The sequence below is a fragment of the Xanthomonas sp. NCPPB 2922 genome, assembly GCF_041520885.1.
In the GTDB taxonomy this organism is placed as follows: Bacteria; Pseudomonadota; Gammaproteobacteria; order Xanthomonadales; family Xanthomonadaceae; genus Xanthomonas; species Xanthomonas campestris.
In genome coordinates, this window is the sequence record NZ_JBGOFY010000004.1 from 176,404 (window position 1) to 193,421 (window position 17,018).

Here is a 17,018-nt window from a genome sequence, read left to right on the forward strand (position 1 = left end):
AGTCAAGCAGGAAAACGGCTTGCGTCAAGTTTCGGGCGGTCTCGAATTTTGCCCGCTGCGAAAATCGAAAAGATCTTAAAAACGAGAGCTTTTAAGAACAAGCAAGAGCGCACCTAGGTGTCACTGCGTGACACGTGCGCAAGGGTCTTCGCCCCTTGAACCCCAAGCACCCAGGGCGCTTGCGAAAATCCAAAGCCGAGGCATAAACCAAGCAACCCCACTGCTTCGGAGTCGCCGCCTCATGGCCATCTACCACGCCAATGTCAAAACCTTCAGCCGTGCCAAAGGGCATTCCTCCATCGCAGCGGCGGCCTACCGCGCCGGCCTGCTGCTGGAGGACGCGCTCACCGGCCTGCGCCACGACTACCGCCGCCGGGACGGCGTGGTCGAAACGCGCTGCATTGCTCCCGAGGACGCGCCCGATTGGGCTCTGGCTCCCGCTGAGCTCTGGTCGGCGGCAGAGGCGGCTGAGCGTCGCAAAGATTCGACGGTCGCCCGGGAGTTCGAGTTCGCGTTGCCACACGAACTCGATGACCTCCAGCGTTCCGACTTGGCCGTGGAGGTTACCCGCGCCTTGGTCGATCGCTACGGGTTTGCGGCCCAGGCCAGCATCCACAGCCCCGGCAGCAAGGATGGCTTGAACTGGCATGTCCACGTGTTGGCGACGACGCGGCGCATGGGGCCGGCCGGCCTCATGGACAAAACCAAGGAGTTGGACGGCGGGCCGTCGGGACGTGTCGAGGTGCAGTGGGTGCGCGAACTCATCGCCTCCACCATCAACGCCCACCTTGAGAAGGCGGCACTGGAGATTCGGGTGGACCACCGAAGCCTGGCCGCCCAGGCGGACGACGCTCTGGCGCGTGGCGACCTGGCCGCGGCTGCCGTGCTCTCCCGGAAGCCCACCAAGCACGTCGGCAAGAACGGCACCGCCCTAGCCCGGCGCGGCCAGCCGTCGGAGCGTTCAGACGCAAACCGTCGAATCGAAGAGACCAACGAGGAGACCTTCCGAAAACTCATCGCCGTATTCGAGCAGGAAGAGCGTGCCATGCCGGTGCCCGACGGTCACAGCCAGGCCCAGGCCGAGCGCGAGGTCCGCCGACCTTCTGACGTGCTGTCCTTGCCGCTCAGACGCGGGGCAGGGCACATCGAGGTGTCCCGCAGCATGGCGACCATTGCCCGTGGGCTGGGGCTGATGGAGGCCGAGGAGGCCAAGCCGTCGCGCGCGCCACGTTCGGTCGCCGAGCTTGCGGAGGAGGCCAGCGACGAGTGGGGCGTGGCTGTTCAAGCGGATCCCCGCCTGGCTCAAAACCTCCAAGCAACCCTGGACCTGCTGCAATGGATCAGGGAGCGTGTGACTGCCTTCGCCGAGGAGGCCCGGCTGCGCCCGGACCTCAACGAGTTGCTGCGGCGGTTGCGGCGCTTCAAGGCAACGGCCATGAAGTTCGCCCGGCGGCTACTGGCGGTGCGCCGAGCCGAGAAGCTGCACCACATGGCCGAGAACGCGTGGCACGACTTCCTGGCGAACAATCCCGAGCCCGGAGTGGCGTGGATGCAGGGGGAATGGAAGCAGCGACGCGGTCGCCGACTCAGCACCCTGGAAAGCCGGACCGCAGAGCTTGCAGATGCAAGGACCAGGGTGAGCCCCGAGGAACAAGCGCTCTGCGAGAAAGAAGCCTCGGCCAGCGCGGCGCATCTGGAGGCCTGGAGCCGGGACATGCTTCAGCGCTATCCCCTCCAGCTCGACATGGCGAATCAACCGGACGGGCCCCGGCCAAGCCCTGCCGTCTCCGCCCCTCCGGCGCCCGTCTACGTTCCCAAACCGCCGCGCTTCCACTGAAACCAAAGAGCCCCGCACTGCGGGGCTCAATGTTTGCGTGCTCTCGTCCGGCTTAGTGCAGGGTCGGGCGCTTCTTGCTGCGCACTGGGTCCAGATGTGCGTCCTTGTTCTTCCGGCCCGCGCGCCACTCGTCTATCGATGGGAGCTCTCGAACAATGACAGCTTCGCGGGTGCGAACCGGCTGGGAGGGCTGGGGAGGAGCGTGCTCCAAGGATTGGGCGGCGTTGCCCCCACCTGGGGGCTTCTTCTGGCTGTAGACGATCAACTCACCAGCAGAGGCCCAGACATTACAGACATTGCGTTGGCGCACCAGCGGCTCGTCAGAGAGCGTTTGGCTCATCAGCCCGGCAAGCAGTTGGCCAGCGATTTCGAGTTGTTGGGGATGGGGGGTCATGAAAACTCCTGCGTGTGGGGAAGTCCTCATCCAACCAAGAATCGCCACTTCCGCAAGAGCTCGCTTCGGGCGCTGTTTCACAAATTTGAATGCGCGCCGAGATTCAATGTTTTGTATGCCAATTTGGGAATGGGAGATTGGCAGGGCGGCGCGTGGCGGCCGTGACGTGTTGCGTTAGCCAATCCCTTTCCCTCGCCCAGGCTTCTGTTCAATACGATCCGCCGCTAGTGCGAGCAGTCCTGCAATGCGTTCAAGCTTTCCGGCCAATATAAAAACCACGATCGAGCCGATGAGGATGCCGAGGCTTCCGGCGTAAACAAATACTTTGGCGTTGGCTGGGTTGGACCACATGTTGATCTTTTCCCCGGCGTCGAAAAGATTGACCAACACGACGCCAATCGCGCCAAAAAAGGTGGACAGTCCTGCCCGGCGAGTCAACAGTTTGTTTTCAAGGTCAATGTGCTTTGAACGCTCACGGAGAGTCTGCGGATTGCATGTGCCGAGTTCGTCCAAAATTTCGCTCTCTGCGGAGATGACCATGTCGATTCGGTCCGCCATCGGTTCATAACCCTCTTTCCAGGCCAAAATGACTTGGGCAATTTGAAGGAGGCCTAGGGCCAGGAATCCAATCGCCATAACCAGTAGCACCACCAACAGGATGTCCTTAGCAGTCGGCCTGCTAATCCAATCAAAGTTGTCAGCTGCTACCACGCCAAGACCGAAAAGTGTAAGAGCCAGTAGCCCCAAAAATATGTAGTTTTCAATGCGCTCAAGCTTGCTTACCCTCTTCGGACGCTTGATCTTCTGAAGCATCTGAAAGGTGCTTGGGATAGGGCTGAACGTAGAGTCGGTCATTGTTGTTCATCTGCCTGGACAATCCTCATTGTCGTCGAGGTGATCTCACCGGCTGCGACTAGAGATCCGATGTATGCCGCTATGCGGCCGTTATTAGGCCCGTAATCCTTGGGAGTCTCGCCACACGCTGCACTCGTTTCTTTCAGCGTGGTGGATGTGCGCCCGATGCTTTCCTGTTTCCATAGGCTTGCGAAAGAAGGGAAAGAATGGACTTGAGGCTGAGGCCATAGACCTTCGGGAAGGTGCCGGCTAAACGCTTTGGGAATCCAGTGGCCTTGACCATTTTTGGCGTCGGCTTTGGCTGCTGGGAACAAACGCTCCTGGCCCTCGGCGCGCGCGCCGGGGCCAAGCCAGGAAGCCCAGGGCGAACAGCTCGGGATGGATAGGCATCTTCCTCAAGCTCAAGTTTGCTTTCACCCTGGTGGAGTAGCTCACATGCCGCGAATAAGTTTGTCGCCCCACGGCGGTCATCAATCCAGTGCGGATCATCCCGTCTGGTCGAGAATCTCTGGCTTGTGCGAGATGCTGACCGACCAACCGCCGGTCTCCTCTCGCTGCGTTGTCAGCAGGTCATAGGTTTTCACCATGTTGAGCAGCCCGGAGTGCCCGTAGAGGTTGGGCGAAAAAGATGGGTCAGTGCGTTTGAGGTATTGGCCGAGTGCTGACAGTCCTACCTTGCCCTCGGAAGTGTCGCCGGTCAGTAGGGTCACGGCTTCGACCAAGAACCGGGGACGCCGTTTCGGCAGTGGCTTGGTTTCTACGCGAGGGGCTTCTTCTTTCGTCGCTTCCGATTTCAGGACAGGCAGTTCATTGCCCTGGACTTCGGGTGCGGCCACCTCCTTGGCCGTCCGGTCCCATTCGAAGAACTGGTCGCAGGCGTTGCGCAAGGCATCCGGGGTCTTGGGCTCGCCCACAATGAAAACCGTGGCGCCGCGCTCGCGGAGCTTGCGGCAGAGGTAGGAAAAGTCCGAGTCGCTGGTGACCAGGCAGAAGGTGTCGGCCCGGCTGTCGAACAGTGCCTCCAAAGCGTCGAGCGCCAAGGCGATGTCTGCCGTGTTCTTGCCGGAGGCGTATTGGTATTGAAGGCAGGGGGTGAACGCCTGGCGGACCAGGACTTCCTGCCACTTGTTGGCGAGGGTGTTGTGGTTGCCATACCCGCGACGAAGCACGACCCGGCCGAACTGCGCCACCATGAGCAACGCGTGCTCGACGATGTCGGTCGGCACGTTGTCGCAGTCGACCAATACCGCGACACGTGCTTCATGCGGGCTGTTTGAGTTGCTCATGTCTGTGAGGTCCGATTTTATGCAGACAGACAATGGCGTCAGCAACTTGTCCATGGCAAGCGGGCGCTAGCAATCGGGCCGATACGGAGGCTATGATCGAGGAAACATTGAAAGGAAACCTGCCCAGCAGGCTTTCTGCAACGGTTTGAAGGGGTTGGATCGAAGGTGATCCGATCCCACTCTCTCCGCCAATCGTCTTGTGCGTTCGACCTCGACCGCCGCTAAGCCTCGAATAGTTAACTCCGAAGGCTCTCCTCCTGCTTCTCGACATCGCATTCGCGGAAGGCACGGTTCACTACCGCGTCTCTCGACATTTCTGCCACACATGCGTAGCGCGACTCCCAAGCAAGCAGCTGACGGGCCTCTCCGCACCCCAGATGGCCGGTATCTCGTAGTCTGCGGGCGCTTGTGGCGCGCGACCAATCCTGATCTACCGGCAGAAGCACGCGATGCGCTGGTGCATGCCTTGATGGACGCGCGACGTGCGGTCAAAGCGGCGCTACGTACGCGCGACGCGATGCAACGCAAAGCAGCGCGCGGTGAGGTGGATGCTGCAAAAACAGGACTCGGTGAGCGTGGGGCGGTCTGGTGGAACGACGGTGCACCCGATTTCAATCGTCACCTGATGCGGACGGCGCGGAGGAACCGAAGTGTGCGGGGGTACATGCCGATTCCGAGCACCGGCCGCGCCCGCTTGGCGGCTGCGCAGTCGTTTTGATCGCTGCTTAGTAGAGAGGGTCAGCCCAGGCTTGGGCTGGCTGGCAGCAGGGCTGCCTCCAGGCGCAGCAGATAATCGGCGAAGCCGCCACTGGCACGTGCACTGCGGCGCGCGCTGGTGTTCACCACCGGGTTGGCCAGGCGCGCGATGCGCATGCCGGCCTGTTCCAGAGCGGCGACCAGCGCGACATCTTCGCTGCTACTCGCGTTGGAAAAGCCGCCGGCGGCCAGATAGGCGGAGGCTCGCATGCCCAGGTTTGCGCCATGCACATGCGGATGGCCGTCGTGCCGGATTTCGCTGGCCAGAAACGCGGCGCGGGTCTGGCTCAGGTGATCGCGCCAGTCGGTCACTTCCACGACGCCGCAGAAGGCATCTGCCGCGCAGGCGAGTTGCGCCACAAGCCAATCGGGCGGGACGCGTGTGTCGGCATCGGTGCACGCCAGCCAATGCGCACCGCGCGCAATGGCCGCGCTTGCGGCGGCCGCGCGTGCAACACCCACGCCGCCGCACACCTCCTGTGTGATCGCGCCATGCGCGCGGGCGATGACGCCGGTTTGATCGGTGCAACGGTCCAGTGCGACGTGAATCTCGACCGCTTCGCCCTGCAGGGCAGGGTGCTGCGCGGCCACGCGGATGGACTGCAGGCAGGGCCCGATCAGCGCCTGCTCGTTATGCGCGGGGATGGTGACTGCGATCATCGCAACTGCTCGCGTTGTGCGATCGAATGGCCTGCCATCCATGCCTGTAGCAGGAAATCTGCGTCTTCGTAACGGCACAGGGTGTCGCGCGCCAGCACCTGATCGAGCGCTTGATGCACGTGCTCCGCACTGCGCACCGCGCCTTCGAACGGATGCCGCCAGTGGCAGGCCACCAGGCAACCTTGCGGCGCAAGCGATGTGGCGAACAAGGCGACGGTGCGCTCGAATGCGTTGGCGTCGAGGTAGTAACCGACTTCGCTGAAGACGATCAGGTCGAACTGTTCGGTTGGCCAGTCGGCCGGATGGTTGGCATGTTGCAGCGTGATGCCTGGGTGCTGCTGCACGCGCTCGCTGGCCAGCTTGACGGCGTGGTGAGAAAGATCGGTTGCCAGCAAGCGGGTGCAGCGCGTGCCCAGCTCTGCGGTGAGCTCGCCATTGGAACAGCCGAACTCCCAGCCGCAGTCGACCAAGGGAAAGGGCAGGGCGGCCAGCAGCACGGCGCGCTTGCGTTGCTCGTACCAGCGGGAGCGGTAGCCAAACGGGTCAGCGTCCGCGTAGAGCTGCTCGAAGTCGTCGCTGTTCAACACGCTCATGCGAAGAACACTTCGAACGTGCGATCGAAACGCGCCAGCACATGCGGTGGAAGAATCGGCTCGTTGACCGGCGGGATGCAGGTGCCAAGCTGGGTGGAAAAACACGTGATCGCGCGCTGTTTGGCGGCGTGCACGGCGGGCGTGAGCTCGAAACGCAGCGCGCGGGCGTCTTCGAAAATGCCGTCGCCCGGCTGCGACCAATGCCATGCCCACACCGGATAGGTGAGCAGGCGCGCACCGTGGTGTGCGCAGGCGGCGCGGGTGGCACGCGCGGCGGCTTCGTGGTCGGGGTGCCCGTCGCGATGCCAGGTGACCAATACAAGATCTTCTGGCTGGAGATAGCTGGCAATCGCATGCGTCATGGTGTCTTCGTGCTCGTGCAAAGCGCCGTCGCCAAGATCGCAATGGGTCACCGCGTTGTTAGTCAGCCCGAGGGCCGCCAGTGCCGCGTCGAGTTCCTGCCTGCGCGCAGGTGCCAACAGGTGCGGTGCCCAGGCGGGCACGTGCGGGTAGGCCATCTCGCCATCGGTCAGCGCAATCACACAGACCGGAATGCCGTGTGCCTGCGCGGCGGCCATCAAACCACCACAGCCAAGCACTTCATCGTCCGGATGTGGTGCAACCACTACCAACCGCCGCGCATCTTGCAGCAGCGCGCCCAGTGACGCTTGCGGCATGTGCTGGAGCACGGCGGCAGCGCGCCACACCGATTCCGGCGTTCCGGTGCCTTCGATCGGCTGCCCTGCTAGAGCGTCCATGCGGCCGCCTCCTGGTGGCATCGCTCGCCCAGTGATTGCAGGTCGCGCTCTGCATGGTGTTGGCGAATGAAGACCAGCAGATCTGCACACCGCTGCGCATGCGCGCCCTGCATGCAAAGCGGGCCCGGGCCGAGTGCGCGGGCGACGCGGTCCACGGTGTCGCGGGCGATGGCTTCGACACTGCTGCGCAGTTGCATCACCTCGCGCTGATGCGCCAGGTGTGGCTGCGCATCGATGCGTGCTGCCAGCTCGCGCATCAGCGCACGCGTGCTGGCCAGGCCCGTATCGATGGCGCCGAGGTGCGCAGCGGCGTGTGGGTCGCGGCGCACGCGCGGTGATTGCCGCAACACGTCTGCCACCGCCGTGGTTGCGCCGAACCAGCACGCGGCAATGCCGGCGCCACCGTGCCAGAACCCCGGGCGCGCCAGATAACCGCCGTTTGCGGCGACCAGCTGTGCCGGCGTGGCAGAGAAGGTGACGTTGGCCGTTTCGATCGCGCGCATGCCGAGCGCCTGCCACGCGCTGGCATCAATGCGAACGCCGGGTCGATCGAGCGCGACGGCAAACAGGCCTGGAGCACCCTGGTGCGGCGCGGTGACCAGTGCATGCGTGGCATGCGCTGCGCCCGAGCACCAGGCCTTGGTGCCGTGCAATGCATTGTTGGTGAAATGCATGTCTGTGCCTGGCGGTTCGGCTGCCCATACGGCCCAGCACTGGCCCGGCTGCATGAGATCACTGCCCAGGTCCGCGCAGATGGCCTGTGCGTCGTAGTGCGCCTCCAGCAATTTGGCAACGCACAAGTCCGCCGCCGCGATGTTGGCGAGGATGCGCCAGCGTGCGAGGGTGCTCCCGCGCCCAGGCAAGGGCAGCGTGGGATGCATGGCCAGCCACGTATTCGCTGCGGCCAGGTCGAGGCCGCTCTGCGCGGATGCTGGAGAAGGTGATGACGAAATGAGTGTCATCGGGCTGATGCGTGCGTTCATCACGAAAAGCTAAGCAGCGCTCGGTGCAAGAGGTGTGAGGCGGTCATCGCGGTGCGGTGATGACGCCGGTTGAGTTGGCTTGCGTGTGTTGTGAGCAGACAGTCACGAGGATTCGTTGGCGTGCAAGCAACAGAAAGGCGGGAGTCTCGAAGCGGCGGCATTTGCAGCGACGTTGCGAAATTGCAGCCAGCAAACACATGCATTGGCGCAACAGCCAGTTCACCTCGCGTGCGTGGAAGATCTTTTACGGTCGCACTGAACTTTTGCGATCAACGAATGCCATGGCGATGAACACTGAAACGCCGCAGATCCACGAGGTACATGCGTTGGCCAAAGCGGATGCCGGTGCTCCCAGCACCGTCTGGACGATTGGCCATTCCACACGCAGTTGGGAAGCGTTTGTCGCACTGCTGCGCGTGCACCGCATCGAGGCAGTGGTGGATGTGCGGCGTTTTCCTGGCTCCAGGCGCTATCCGTGGTTTGCAAGTGACGTAATGGCATCGGCGTTGGCCGAGATCGGCTTGGCCTACGTCTGGTTGCCACAGCTCGGTGGACGCCGTCGCGCGCAGCCGGTATCGCCAAATGGGGCCTGGCGTAATGCCGCGTTTCAGGGCTACGCCGACCATATGACCAGCGCGGAATTCCAGCAGGCATTTGCACGGGTGACCACGCTTGCGGCGAGCACGCGTAGCGCGCTGATGTGTGCAGAGGCGCTGTGGTGGCAGTGCCACCGCCGGTTGATTTCCGATTTGCTGGTGCACCGCGGCCATGCAGTGTTGCACGTGATGAGCGAGAAGCCCCCGCAGCCGCACCAGCTGACGCCCGGCGCGCAGGTGGCAGGCGCAGATTTGATCTATCCGCCGCAGCAGGGCGCTTTATTTGCGGAGCACGATGTGTAGCCTGCACGCGTCGCGCGCATCGCCTAAGCAAGCTGCAGTGTGTGTGCGCAAGCCTGCCAGCACGCGTCATGTCGTCTGCTGATCGCAGGCGCGAGCGCTGCAGTCCGCTGCCTCTGCGCAACGCGGTCGGCAAAGCTACGCTACCCTTGCGCACTTCCACTCATGACGCATGCCCATGCCTTCCTTGCCTCCACTCCCGTCCATCGAGCCCGGCCGTTATCGGCATTTCAAAGGGGGACACTACGAGGTACTGGGCGTGGTTCGTCACAGCGAGACATTGGCGCCGCTGGTGCTGTACCGCCCGCTCGAGACGGACGTAGGGATGTGGGTGCGGCCATTCGAGATGTTTGTGGCGCAGGTCGAGGTAGAGGGCATGATGCGGCCGCGGTTCGAACGTATCAGCTGACCGCAGGCCCTGCGTCGCTTCTGCCGCTTCGATGCTTACGCGTCGTGCTGGCGGTCGAGCGCCTGCCGCGACAGCAGGCCAAGTCTGGAGGCGAAGGCGATCACCAGCTCCACCGCTTCGGCGCCATCGTCGGGATAGCGGCGGAGCAGGTCGCGCTCGAACGCTTCGATCGCCTCCCACGGGTCCGCGCTGGTCGCCACGCGCCGGCAGAGCTGCTCGAACAGACTGGTGGGCGGGTGAGGTGGGGGTGCCATGGCAGAAGTGTCGCCAGTGCGCGTCTCATGCCGTGAGACGGTGTGGCCGATACTAGGTCGGATGGATCGAACCGCGCTGCGCACACATCTGGATCATCTCGATGCCGCGGTGCCGGCGTTGCTGAAGTCGTGCCCGGATCGCTGCCATTTCTGGCAAGCCTATGCCGGGATGGCTGAGGTCATCGAGGCACGTGCGTTGTCGGTCGAAGATGCGCGCTTCGTGGGTCGGCGCATCGACGAGATTCTTGCCTGGCATGGTCTGGAAGAGCGCAGCCGTGATGCGTAGACGCTGCGCGGCGATCCAGTTCCACACGTAACCCGACACACCGCCGCGCTTGAGGCCAGCCACCGCCACGCCGTTGCTCGGCATCGGGACGCACTGCAGTTGCGGCGCGCGTATGCACAGGCGTGGGCGTCGGGCACGAACCTGATCACAAACGCGCCACCGATGTTTAGAGCAGCTATCAAAACTACTGCGCAGCCGCCAGGCGGGCGCGGCCGGTGCTCGGAATCGGCATGTACCCACGTACATTCCGGTTCCTCCGCGCCGTCCGCACCCACCTGACGACTGCTCGCTACGTTTTGTTAGCCGCTCTTAGCAGTGCGGGCGATCGCCAAGAGACAATCTCGCCGGCCTGCAATGCATGGAGTGCAAGCAGGCAGAAGCTTTAGTAAGTAGCGCGACTATGCGCCGCGCGTAAAAGCAAAAAGCCCTGCATACAGGGCTTCTTGCGCATTACGTCAGATCGGTTAACCCAGGTCGCAATTGCTCGGCTGCGGCCAGGTGGTTGCAGGCAGCATTGCCTTCACCGCGGCCGGTGCGGAGATGCCGATCTCGCTGGCACCGTAGAGGTCTTCCAGCTCGTCGATGCTGACGATGTAGCTGTCGAGCGAGCCAAGCGTGGCGCTGTTGGGAATCAGCCAGCTGATCGCGCGCGTGCCGCCGCCCGGGTTGGCGGTGATGATGGTCTTCCAGAAGAAATCCGGTGTGCGGATGCCGTGGCTGGTCAGAAAATAATCGTTGCTGGTGTCGCTATAGATCACGCCGCCATAGACCTGCACGCTGGCGATATCGCGGTAGCACTCGGCGACATTTTCTGCACGCACCCAGATACCCTGGTTGAAGCCAGCCACCTGCGGAACGATGTTGGACATGAAGTTGGCACGGCGAATGTAGGTGGCGTTGTAGTCCATGTGGTTGGAGGTGACCAGATGGCCCCGGTCGTAGCCGGAGCGCACGCTTGCATACGAATTGGTGGTGGTCTGGCCGGCGCAACCGCTGGGCAGGTCGGTGTCCAGGAAGAAGCTGGACGGACGCGCGGCCGAGCCGGTGTCGGCGGTGAGCGTGTATTCGTAACGCAAGGCCGTGCGGTTGGTGCAGTCGTAGCGCAGCAGGAAGCCGCCCTTGTTGAGCGTGACCACTTGGGCCTGGGCACCGGCACTGAAGGTGGTGAGGAGGAAAACGGCGAGGAAGATTCCCAAACGCATAGCGGCACATCTCCGTGGGTAGTGTGTCTGTCAGTTAGGCGCACGCCGCTGGCGCCAGGCACCGGAAACGTCCGCCACCTGTCGAGCGAGATGCGTGATTGCGTTGATGTCGCGGGCAGCCGAAGGCCGCCTGTGTAGGCCTGTCAGTGAATGGTGGTTGCCGCGCCCCTATCGCCACGCAGTGGCACGCGGTGAGTTAGATATCCGTCAAGCGAGCGCGAGCGTCAACGCTGGATTTCGCGAGCTGTGACTCAGCGCAAAAACTTCAACTGTGTAAGAGCGCGATCACCTGCGTGCAAACAAACTGTCGTGCACGTGCTGCATTGTTGTGCATGCGCGCCCACTGAATGCAGCAATTGCTTGGTTGCACGCCAATGGTGCATCAACCCATCAAGACGCGTTCTGGATGCACAGCAAGGCCGAATCGCCAGATCACGGCCGATTGGCAAACACGCAGGCATCAGCATGCGGCGTATTGCACTCACAGCAGCATCCAGCGGCGCGGCGTGATTGAGCGCGCTTGCGTGGCTGATGCCTGCCACACCATCAGCAAAGAACGCGACACCTTCATCAGCGACCTGCGACAACAGCAACCAGCACTCCAGGCGTGCGTGCTGGACGTGGCTGCGCCGCACTCCCATCATTGGCGGCAGCGGCTGCTAGCCATGGTCACCTGCAGCTGCGATGTCGCATTCCCTTTGCTTTCTGGTGTTCAGACACATGTATGCACGCGTGACCACGGATGCCACGGTGTTGCTCGCCAGCGTCAACGCCGTAGAAGTTTTTATCGGCGAGGTGTCGCTGCCGTGCGCGATGATGGCCCCGCAGGTGCGGCGGGAGCGCGCGTGACGGCGGCATTTCCGCACGGTGCCAGCACCATGGCGCAAGCGGTGCGCGAGCACGATTGGGCGCTGACGCCACTCGGGCCGCCAACACAATGGCCGGCACCGCTGCGCAACGCGGTCAACCTCATCCTCAGCTCGCCCGAAAGCATGTATTTGGTGTGGGGCGAGGCGCTGACATTTTTCTACAACGACGCCTACACCCCGATCCTGGGCCCGCGCCAACGGCGTGCGTTGGGCGCGCCGTTGCGCGTGTTGTGGGCCGATGCGTGGGACGCCGTGCGTGGGCCGATCGAGGCCGCGTTTGCCGGCCACGCGTCGCGCTTCGAGGAAATGCCTATCGGCATGAATCGGCACGGCAGCCCGGAGCAGACCTGGTGGACGTTTTCGTTTTCGCCGATCTATCTGGACGATGGCCGTGTGGGCGGTGCGTTCTGCGTCACCAACGAGGTCACCGATCGCAAGCTGGCGCAGCAGCACCTGGCCGACGAACACGAACGCCTGATCCGGTTGTTCGAGCAGGCGCCGATGTTCATGGCGTTCCTCACCGGGCCGCAGCATCGGGTGGAGTTCGTCAATGATGGCTATTCGAAGCTGATCGGGCACCGCGATGTGATCGGCAAGCCGCTGGCCGAGGCATTGCCGGACGCGGCCGAGCAGGGCTACCTGCAGCCGCTGGACGAGGTGTACCGCTCCGGCCGTGCGTACACGGCCAATGCGCTTGCCTACACCATGCAGGCCGAACCGGACGGTGCAGTGGAGCGGCGCCTGCTGGATCTGGTGTATCAGCCGATCACCGGCAGCGATGGCGCGATCTCCGGCGTGTTCATCCAGGGCCTGGATATCACCGACCGCCTCAGCCTGGAACGCGCCGTGCGCGAAGCGGAGGTGCGCAACCGGCAGATCCTGGACAGCGTGATGGATTACGCCATCATCGCCACCGATCTGCAGGGCCGGGTGACGTCATGGAATGAGGGCGCGCGGCGCATCCTGGGCTGGGCCGAGGCCGACATGCTGGGCCAGACGCTGGAGCGCACCTTCACTCCCGAGGACATCGCACGCAAGCAGTTGCTGATCGAAATGGCGAGCGCGTTGGAAACAGGCAGCGGCACGGATGAGCGCTGGCATGTGCGCAGCTCCGGCGAGCGCTTCTGGGCCAACGGCTCGATGATGGTGCTGCGCGAGGAAACCGGCGCAGCCATCGGGTTCGTGAAGGTGTTGCGCGACCGCACCGCCGAGCGCCTGGCAGGCGAAGCGCTGCTCAAGAGCGAGCGCCGCCTGGATGCGCTAGTGCGTGCGTCGTCGCATGCGATCTTTTCGGCCAGTGCCGATTGGAGCGCCTTGCGCCACCGCGTGGGCAATGGCGTGCTCAGTGACGACCTGCCGGCCAATCCACGTTGGCAGCAGGAGCTGGTGCATCCGGACGATCGCGCGCAGCTGGCACAAGCCATTGCCACCGCCATCGCAAACACGGCCAGCCTGGATGTGGAGTACCGCGTCAATCTTCCCGACCAGCAGACCGGCTGGACGCAGATGCGTGCGGTGCCGCTGCTGGATGCGCACGCGCGCATCATCGAGTGGTTCGGCACCGCCACCGACATCACCGACAAGCGGCAGGCCGAGGCGCAGTTGCGCCAGCTCACCGATACCCTGGAAGAGCGCGTGCGCGAGCGCACCGCCGAGCTGTTGTTGGCCGAAGAAAAATTGCGCCAGAGCCAGAAGATGGAAGCGGTGGGGCAGCTCACCGGCGGGATGGCGCATGACTTCAATAATCTGTTGACTGCCATCAGCGTGGGGCTGGAGCTGCTGCAAACGCGCATCGCGCAAGGCCGTTACGACCGGCTGGAGCGCTACGTGGAGATGGCGCAATCCAGCGCGGCGCGTGCGGCGGCGCTGACCCAGCGCCTGCTGGCGTTTTCGCGGCGGCAAACGCTGGCGCCCACCGCGCTGGAAGTGGAAACGCTGGTGCGCGGCATGCGCGAGATCATTGCGCGCACGCTGGGACCATCGATCGCGCTGCAACTGCGTGCCGATGCGCAAGCGTGGCAGGTGCTGGTCGATGCGCCGCAGCTGGAAAACGCCTTGCTCAACCTGTGCATCAATGCACGTGACGCCATGCCCGATGGCGGTGCCCTGACCATCGCCATTACCAATGCCGAGCTGCGTGGCAGCGCCGCGCAGCAGCTGGAGCTGCCGGAAGGGCAATACGTGTGCCTGAGCGTGCAGGACACCGGCACCGGCATGAGCGAAGAGGTGATGGAAAAAGTGTTCGAGCCGTTCTTCACCACCAAGCCGATCGGGCAGGGCACCGGCCTCGGTCTGTCGATGATCTACGGGTTTACCCGGCAGTCCGGCGGGCAGGTACGCATGCATTCCGAAGCCGAGGTCGGCACCACCATGTCGCTGTACCTGCCGCGCTTTACCGGCGAACCGTTGCCCGCCGACCAGGCCGCCATCGACGCGCCCACGTTACCAACGGACGCCGACAGCAAGACCGTGTTGCTGGTGGAAGATGAAGCGCCGATCCGCATCCTGATCTGCGAAGTGCTGACCGATGCCGGTTACCGGGTCATCGACGTCGCGGACGGCAGTACCGCGGTGGAGCGCCTGCAATCGGCGGAGGTGATCGACCTGCTGGTGACCGACGTCGGCCTTACTGGCGCGCTCAATGGACGGCAGGTGGCCGATGCCGGCCGTCTGCAGCGGCCAGCGCTGCCGGTGTTGTTCGTGACCGGCTACGCAGCGAGCGCGGCCGTGGGTGCCGGGCAACTGGAAACAGGTATGGAAGTGCTGACCAAGCCATTCCTGGCCGCCGACCTGGAGCGCAGGGTTGGCCAACTGCTCGCTCGTCCCGTCAGCGGTGCAGGCTGACTGCTGCTGGCGCCGCAGTGGATTACAGCGAGGTGCGGACGGTGTCCAGCAGATCGCGCAGCGTGAACGGCTTGGTGAGCAGACGCATGCCGCTGGCCAGAAAGTCCTTGCGCGCCGATGCCGCACCTGCGAACCCGGTCATGAACACGATGGGCAAGCTCGGGTACAACACACGTGCGTTATCGGCCAGGTCGCGCCCGTTCATGCCGGGCAGGCAGATATCGGACAACAGCAAATCAAAGACCGGCAGGTTCTGCAGCTGCTGCAATGCAACTTCGGCATCCTCTGCGGCGACCACCGTGTAGCCTTCGTCACTCAGGATGTCGGTGGTCATCAGGCGGATAGCGTCGTTGTCTTCCACCAGCGGGATGCGTGCGTGTGCAGTTGCGTGATTCACCAAGAGCCTCAAAACCATCTGTCGCGGTGCAGCGATCTGCGTGCAACGCTAGGGCAGGGGCCGTGAGGGTTGCGTTGGGGCAGGTGTGACGGTGTCCAGCGGCAGCCCTGGCAGCAAGCTGAGCACTTCAGCCGGCTTCGGTGAAGGAGTGAACGCGCGTGTTAACCTGAATGGCCTAGGGACACTTCATCCAATGACCTCAACGCGTATCGCCACGGGAACAAGCGGACTCGACACCATCCTGCGTGGTGGGTTGCCGTCCAACCGGCTGTACCTGCTCGAAGGCCAGCCAGGCTCGGGCAAGACCACGCTGGCGCTGCAGTTCCTGCTGGAAGGCGCGTGCAAGGGCGAGAGTTGCCTGTACATCACCTTGTCCGAAACGCTGGATGAGCTGCAGGAAGTTGCGCAGTCGCACGGCTGGTCGCTGGATGCGTTGCATATTTTCGAGCTGGCATCGGCCGAAGCGTTTCTGGGCGACGGGCGGCAGCAATCCATCCTGCACCCGTGGGAACTGGAACTGGATGGCACCGTCAAGCTCATCCAGGCCGAGGTGGACCGGGTCAAGCCGCAGCGCGTGGTGTTCGACTCGTTGTCCGAATTGCGCCTGCTGGCGCAGGACTCGCTGCGCTACCGTCGCCAGGTGCTGGCGCTCAAGCAGTTCTTTGCGCCGCGCAACATCACCGTGCTGCTGGTGGACGATCTGACCGGCACCAGCGAGGGACGCGATTCGCATCTGCATAGCCTGTGTCATGGCGTGGTATCGCTGGAGCGGTTGACGCTGGATTTCGGCGCCGCACGTCGGCGCATGCAGGTGCAGAAATTGCGCGGCGTGGATTTCATTGCCGGCTATCACGACCTGTCGATCCTGCGTGGCGGCCTGCGGATCTACCCGCGCCTGATCGCCTCCGACCACCATGTCACCTTCATCGGCGAGGCAGTCTCCAGCGGGGTGCAGGAAGTCGACGATCTGCTGCACGGCGGGCCGTTGCGTGGCACCAGTACCTTGCTCACCGGCCCGGCCGGCAGTGGCAAGACCAATGTCGCCCTGCAATACGTCGCTGCGGCGTGTGCGCGTGGCGAGCACTGCTGCATCTTCGAATTCGACGAGCGCACCGGCACCTTGCTGGCGCGCGCCGAATCACTGGGGCTGGATCTGCGCCGGCATCTGGAGTCGGGGATGCTGGAACTGCTTCAGATGGATCCGGCCGAGCTGTCGCCGGGCGAGTTCGCCTGGCAGGTGCGCGCCGGCGTGGAGCAGCGCAACTGCCGCCTGCTGGTGATCGACAGCCTCAACGGCTATCTGTCGTCGATGCCGCAGGAAAAGCAGCTGATGCTGCAGATGCACGAGCTGCTGTCGTATCTGAACCAGAGCGGCGTGACCACGTTCCTGATCAATCCGCAGCATGGTCTGGTGGGCACGATGTCCACCGGCAACCTCAACATCTCCTACATGGCCGACACCGTCATCCTGTTCCGCTTCTTCGAAGCACAGGGCCGCATCCGCAAGGCGCTGTCGGTGATCAAGAACCGCAGCGGTGCGCACGAAGATGCCATCCGCGAGCTGCGCATCGGTAATTCGGGCATTCGCCTGAGCGCGCCGCTCAACGACTTCCACGGCGTGCTGACCGGGACGCCGCATTTCATCGGTGACGAGGCGCCGCTGCTGGGCAACGATCTTGCGCGGCGTTGAGGCCCCCGGCGGCACGGTCCACATCGTGGCGCCATTTGGCCGTGATGCG

General features: G+C 63.6%; 19 protein-coding genes and 1 other RNA gene. 8 read left to right on the plus strand and 12 right to left on the minus strand.

Features of this window, described 5'->3' with window-relative positions:
* Positions 1 to 241 precede the first annotated feature (241 nt).
* A complete protein-coding gene (locus ACD584_RS07470) occupies positions 242 to 1,837 on the plus strand; it encodes a MobA/MobL family protein (RefSeq protein ID WP_076035944.1) in 1,596 nt (531 codons plus the stop codon).
* Between the two features lie 52 nt (positions 1,838 to 1,889).
* Here ACD584_RS07470 and ACD584_RS07475 read toward each other — a convergent pair whose 3' ends face one another.
* From ACD584_RS07475 to ACD584_RS07485, 3 genes are all read right to left on the minus strand, one after another.
* Positions 1,890 to 2,231, minus strand: coding sequence for a hypothetical protein (locus ACD584_RS07475; RefSeq protein ID WP_076035943.1), 342 nt, complete (start codon positions 2,229 to 2,231; stop codon positions 1,890 to 1,892).
* A gap of 174 nt (positions 2,232 to 2,405) precedes the next feature.
* Complete coding sequence (locus tag ACD584_RS07480; RefSeq protein WP_175611504.1) at positions 2,406 to 3,044, minus strand: hypothetical protein; 639 nt, start codon at positions 3,042 to 3,044, stop codon at positions 2,406 to 2,408.
* A gap of 527 nt (positions 3,045 to 3,571) precedes the next feature.
* Positions 3,572 to 4,372 carry an NYN domain-containing protein gene (locus tag ACD584_RS07485; RefSeq protein ID WP_070694373.1) on the minus strand — a complete coding sequence of 267 codons (801 nt, stop codon included), beginning with the start codon at positions 4,370 to 4,372 and terminating at the stop codon, positions 3,572 to 3,574.
* A gap of 325 nt (positions 4,373 to 4,697) precedes the next feature.
* Between ACD584_RS07485 and ACD584_RS07490 the strand changes: the two genes are divergently transcribed.
* On the plus strand, positions 4,698 to 5,090 hold the full coding sequence (locus ACD584_RS07490) for a hypothetical protein (protein ID WP_228437996.1): 393 nt from the start codon (positions 4,698 to 4,700) through the stop codon (positions 5,088 to 5,090).
* A 20-nt stretch (positions 5,091 to 5,110) separates the two neighbouring features.
* Here the strand turns inward: ACD584_RS07490 and ACD584_RS07495 are convergent, their stop codons facing one another.
* From ACD584_RS07495 to ACD584_RS07510, 4 genes are read right to left on the minus strand one after another with little or no spacing between them, the layout of a single operon-like run.
* Complete coding sequence (locus ACD584_RS07495) at positions 5,111 to 5,788, minus strand: glycosyltransferase family 2 protein (RefSeq protein WP_175611503.1); 678 nt, start codon at positions 5,786 to 5,788, stop codon at positions 5,111 to 5,113.
* Complete coding sequence (locus ACD584_RS07500; RefSeq protein WP_076035940.1) at positions 5,785 to 6,381, minus strand: class I SAM-dependent methyltransferase; 597 nt, start codon at positions 6,379 to 6,381, stop codon at positions 5,785 to 5,787. Before ACD584_RS07500 ends, ACD584_RS07495 begins: the two co-directional genes overlap by 4 nt.
* Positions 6,378 to 7,139, minus strand: a complete 762-nt coding sequence (locus ACD584_RS07505) for a PIG-L deacetylase family protein (protein ID WP_175611502.1) — start codon at positions 7,137 to 7,139, stop codon at positions 6,378 to 6,380. The genes ACD584_RS07500 and ACD584_RS07505 overlap by 4 nt, the downstream gene beginning before the upstream one ends.
* On the minus strand, positions 7,127 to 8,122 hold the full coding sequence (locus ACD584_RS07510) for an acyl-CoA dehydrogenase family protein (protein ID WP_175611501.1): 996 nt from the start codon (positions 8,120 to 8,122) through the stop codon (positions 7,127 to 7,129). The genes ACD584_RS07505 and ACD584_RS07510 overlap by 13 nt, the downstream gene beginning before the upstream one ends.
* 287 nt (positions 8,123 to 8,409) lie before the next feature.
* On the opposite strand from ACD584_RS07510, the gene ACD584_RS07515 reads away from it, so the two are divergent.
* Both ACD584_RS07515 and ACD584_RS07520 read left to right on the plus strand, forming a co-directional pair.
* Entirely contained in the window at positions 8,410 to 9,021 is a 612-nt protein-coding gene (locus ACD584_RS07515) for a DUF488 family protein (RefSeq protein WP_372357278.1), read from the plus strand.
* Positions 9,022 to 9,196: 175 nt separating this feature from the next.
* On the plus strand, positions 9,197 to 9,427 hold the full coding sequence (locus ACD584_RS07520) for a DUF1653 domain-containing protein (RefSeq protein ID WP_040942337.1): 231 nt from the start codon (positions 9,197 to 9,199) through the stop codon (positions 9,425 to 9,427).
* A 35-nt stretch (positions 9,428 to 9,462) separates the two neighbouring features.
* On the opposite strand, the gene ACD584_RS07525 is transcribed toward ACD584_RS07520, so the two are convergent.
* Positions 9,463 to 9,681, minus strand: coding sequence for a hypothetical protein (locus ACD584_RS07525; protein ID WP_012438601.1), 219 nt, complete (start codon positions 9,679 to 9,681; stop codon positions 9,463 to 9,465).
* A 52-nt stretch (positions 9,682 to 9,733) separates the two neighbouring features.
* On the minus strand, positions 9,734 to 10,051 hold the full coding sequence (locus ACD584_RS07530; protein WP_173376901.1) for a hypothetical protein: 318 nt from the start codon (positions 10,049 to 10,051) through the stop codon (positions 9,734 to 9,736).
* Between the two features lie 146 nt (positions 10,052 to 10,197).
* On the opposite strand from ACD584_RS07530, the gene ACD584_RS07535 reads away from it, so the two are divergent.
* A non-coding RNA gene (locus ACD584_RS07535) (sX9 sRNA) lies at positions 10,198 to 10,272 on the plus strand.
* 159 nt (positions 10,273 to 10,431) lie between these two features.
* On the opposite strand, the gene ACD584_RS07540 is transcribed toward ACD584_RS07535, so the two are convergent.
* Complete coding sequence (locus tag ACD584_RS07540) at positions 10,432 to 11,169, minus strand: DNA/RNA non-specific endonuclease (RefSeq protein ID WP_042598859.1); 738 nt, start codon at positions 11,167 to 11,169, stop codon at positions 10,432 to 10,434.
* 251 nt (positions 11,170 to 11,420) lie between these two features.
* Complete coding sequence (locus ACD584_RS07545; RefSeq protein ID WP_139328348.1) at positions 11,421 to 11,762, minus strand: hypothetical protein; 342 nt, start codon at positions 11,760 to 11,762, stop codon at positions 11,421 to 11,423.
* 127 nt (positions 11,763 to 11,889) lie between these two features.
* On the opposite strand from ACD584_RS07545, the gene ACD584_RS07550 reads away from it, so the two are divergent.
* Together ACD584_RS07550 and ACD584_RS07555 are read left to right on the plus strand one after the other, a co-directional pair.
* A complete protein-coding gene (locus tag ACD584_RS07550; RefSeq protein WP_258870919.1) occupies positions 11,890 to 12,018 on the plus strand; it encodes a hypothetical protein in 129 nt (42 codons plus the stop codon).
* Positions 12,015 to 14,882 carry a PAS domain-containing sensor histidine kinase gene (locus ACD584_RS07555; protein ID WP_076035937.1) on the plus strand — a complete coding sequence of 956 codons (2,868 nt, stop codon included), beginning with the start codon at positions 12,015 to 12,017 and terminating at the stop codon, positions 14,880 to 14,882. Before ACD584_RS07550 ends, ACD584_RS07555 begins: the two co-directional genes overlap by 4 nt.
* 22 nt (positions 14,883 to 14,904) lie before the next feature.
* Here ACD584_RS07555 and ACD584_RS07560 read toward each other — a convergent pair whose 3' ends face one another.
* Positions 14,905 to 15,297 carry a response regulator gene (locus ACD584_RS07560; RefSeq protein ID WP_267130812.1) on the minus strand — a complete coding sequence of 131 codons (393 nt, stop codon included), beginning with the start codon at positions 15,295 to 15,297 and terminating at the stop codon, positions 14,905 to 14,907.
* Between the two features lie 175 nt (positions 15,298 to 15,472).
* Between ACD584_RS07560 and ACD584_RS07565 the strand changes: the two genes are divergently transcribed.
* Positions 15,473 to 16,969, plus strand: coding sequence for an ATPase domain-containing protein (locus tag ACD584_RS07565; RefSeq protein WP_181921305.1), 1,497 nt, complete (start codon positions 15,473 to 15,475; stop codon positions 16,967 to 16,969).
* Positions 16,970 to 17,018: the final 49 nt, after the last annotated feature.

Excerpts from the sequence above, each read along its gene's own strand:
- ACD584_RS07470 (WP_076035944.1), top strand. The coding sequence starts at position 242 with ATGGCCATCTACCACGCCAATGTCAAAACCTTCAGCCGTGCCAAAGGG.
- ACD584_RS07475 (WP_076035943.1), bottom strand. The coding sequence starts at position 2,231 with ATGACCCCCCATCCCCAACAACTCGAAATCGCTGGCCAACTGCTTGCC.
- ACD584_RS07480 (WP_175611504.1), bottom strand. The coding sequence starts at position 3,044 with ATGCTTCAGAAGATCAAGCGTCCGAAGAGGGTAAGCAAGCTTGAGCGC.
- ACD584_RS07485 (WP_070694373.1), bottom strand. The coding sequence starts at position 4,372 with ATGAGCAACTCAAACAGCCCGCATGAAGCACGTGTCGCGGTATTGGTC.
- ACD584_RS07490 (WP_228437996.1), top strand. The coding sequence starts at position 4,698 with ATGCGTAGCGCGACTCCCAAGCAAGCAGCTGACGGGCCTCTCCGCACC.
- ACD584_RS07495 (WP_175611503.1), bottom strand. The coding sequence starts at position 5,788 with ATGATCGCAGTCACCATCCCCGCGCATAACGAGCAGGCGCTGATCGGG.
- ACD584_RS07500 (WP_076035940.1), bottom strand. The coding sequence starts at position 6,381 with ATGAGCGTGTTGAACAGCGACGACTTCGAGCAGCTCTACGCGGACGCT.
- ACD584_RS07505 (WP_175611502.1), bottom strand. The coding sequence starts at position 7,139 with ATGGACGCTCTAGCAGGGCAGCCGATCGAAGGCACCGGAACGCCGGAA.
- ACD584_RS07510 (WP_175611501.1), bottom strand. The coding sequence starts at position 8,122 with ATGAACGCACGCATCAGCCCGATGACACTCATTTCGTCATCACCTTCT.
- ACD584_RS07515 (WP_372357278.1), top strand. The coding sequence starts at position 8,410 with ATGAACACTGAAACGCCGCAGATCCACGAGGTACATGCGTTGGCCAAA.
- ACD584_RS07520 (WP_040942337.1), top strand. The coding sequence starts at position 9,197 with ATGCCTTCCTTGCCTCCACTCCCGTCCATCGAGCCCGGCCGTTATCGG.
- ACD584_RS07525 (WP_012438601.1), bottom strand. The coding sequence starts at position 9,681 with ATGGCACCCCCACCTCACCCGCCCACCAGTCTGTTCGAGCAGCTCTGC.
- ACD584_RS07530 (WP_173376901.1), bottom strand. The coding sequence starts at position 10,051 with ATGCCGAGCAACGGCGTGGCGGTGGCTGGCCTCAAGCGCGGCGGTGTG.
- ACD584_RS07540 (WP_042598859.1), bottom strand. The coding sequence starts at position 11,169 with ATGCGTTTGGGAATCTTCCTCGCCGTTTTCCTCCTCACCACCTTCAGT.
- ACD584_RS07550 (WP_258870919.1), top strand. The coding sequence starts at position 11,890 with ATGTATGCACGCGTGACCACGGATGCCACGGTGTTGCTCGCCAGCGTC.
- ACD584_RS07560 (WP_267130812.1), bottom strand. The coding sequence starts at position 15,297 with ATGGTTTTGAGGCTCTTGGTGAATCACGCAACTGCACACGCACGCATC.
- ACD584_RS07565 (WP_181921305.1), top strand. The coding sequence starts at position 15,473 with ATGACCTCAACGCGTATCGCCACGGGAACAAGCGGACTCGACACCATC.